The sequence below is a fragment of the Kocuria sp. CNJ-770 genome (assembly GCF_001942375.1).
Classification (GTDB): Bacteria; Actinomycetota; Actinomycetes; order Actinomycetales; family Micrococcaceae; genus Kocuria; species Kocuria oceani.
In genome coordinates, this window is record NZ_MKJW01000131.1 from 13,119 (window position 1) to 14,232 (window position 1,114).

Genomic DNA, 1,114 nt, shown 5'->3' on the forward strand with positions numbered 1-1,114 from the left:
GGGCGATCCTCAGGATGTCCATGCGCAGACCCATCTTCAGGCGCCGGCCTTGGGCGTAGAGACCCAGCCACGCCACGGCCAAGCACACCAGCACGGCCCCGGGCAGGAAGACCGGGCCGAACGAGGCCCGCAGGGCCACAGCTACAGCATCCCACGTGCCGAAATACCCGAGGAGCGCGTAGCCGGCCTCGAGCGTGCAGCCGAGCACGAGCAGAGAACCTCCCACACCCAGGCCGAGCAGTCCCGGCCACAGCAGGCGGTCGTGCCCATGCTGGCGCAGGGTGAGTTCCCGGAAGGCGACACGGGCAACATCGGCGGCGTTCCAGGCTCCCATCACCATGATGAGCAGCGTGTAGACCAGGGTGCCGCCCTGGGCAAGGTGGTCCGGAATGAACGCTCCCGAGGTCGGGCCCCGGTCGATCGAGAAGAACGCTGCCGTCAGTCCCAGCAGCAAGGCGCTACCTATGGCGGCCTCCCGCAATGTCCGCGACCGGCTCCAGTGCCTGCGTTGCAGGGACTGGACGAGGGCCGCCCGCAGGCACCATACGGCGCTGAGCGCGAGCAGGTTGCGCACCAAATGGAAGATGTTCTCCCCGCCCAGCCACGCATCCACGGTCCGTTCGGGAACCATGACCCCGTTGGCCGAGAAGGCCAGCGCCGCCAACGCCGTGCCCACCCAGACGAAGTCCAACCGGCGTCGCCGCGCCACTCGTGGCACACGAACGACCACTGCCACGGCGGCGAAGAGGAACGCCAGAGCTTTGAGCAGACTCAACACCGCTCCGAGGCTCATCAGAAGGCCTCGAGCAGAGGATCCACCTGCTGGGTCAGTCTGGCGGCCAACCTCGTGGCGGCGTTCTCTGCCGCGATCTCCTGGGCCGTCCAGGTCGAGGAACGCCCGAGAAGGGTCTTGATTCGTCGGGAGCCCCCGATGTGTGAAAACGCGTTTCCCAGCGTCAGCTCGCATCCACCGTGCATGAGGAGGATGTGTCCGTACTCGTGCAGGATCACGTGCCGGCGCAGCAGCTCGCTCTCCCCTGCCGCATGGAAAATCCAGGACCGCTCAGCCTTCTCCAGCCACAGGCCCGTGACGTCATGGCCCAATCCCGCCGGG

Annotated in this window: 1 protein-coding gene and 1 pseudogene; both read right to left on the reverse strand. The window is 67.2% G+C overall.

Annotation, left to right across the window (positions count from 1 at the left end; genetic code table 11):
• Positions 1-793 (reverse strand): hypothetical protein (locus BJF77_RS15875; RefSeq protein ID WP_075872782.1); only part of this gene is annotated, 793 nt, incomplete at its 3' end.
• A pseudogene (locus BJF77_RS15880) lies at positions 793-1,114 on the reverse strand (hypothetical protein); the annotation flags it as partial. The pseudogene BJF77_RS15880 and the gene BJF77_RS15875, both read right to left, overlap by 1 nt.